1 protein-coding gene is annotated in these 238 nt (G+C 49.6%); it reads right to left on the bottom strand.

Going from position 1 to position 238, the window contains the following annotated elements:
* A partial coding sequence (locus G3N93_RS38205; protein ID WP_206135353.1) for a hypothetical protein occupies nt 1–238 on the bottom strand: 238 nt, incomplete at its 5' end.

The raw sequence follows: 238 nt of genomic DNA, 5'->3' as shown, positions 1-238 counted from the left end.
TTAATCTCTGTTGTTGATGTCCGTGTATTGCACGGCGCAGGGTGCCTGTGGACACAGTGGTCTCGTATTCGCTAACAGCTCCGAGATGTTCGCGCCTTGATGTCTAATGTGCAGTTGGTCAGGTTTATTGTCCGCATGGCTGCGGGATACTGCGGGACTGTCACTTGGCGTCGGCGTCACTTGCGCTATCGTGATGTTCATTATGTGGTTGTACTGTTCGTCTTTGTTTTTTTTTTTC

It is taken from the genome of Burkholderia sp. Se-20378, from assembly GCF_017104665.1.
Classification (GTDB): Bacteria; Pseudomonadota; Gammaproteobacteria; order Burkholderiales; family Burkholderiaceae; genus Burkholderia; species Burkholderia lata.
The sequence above is the reverse complement of the archived record's forward strand: the minus strand, read 5'-3'. Positions and strand labels throughout refer to the sequence as shown.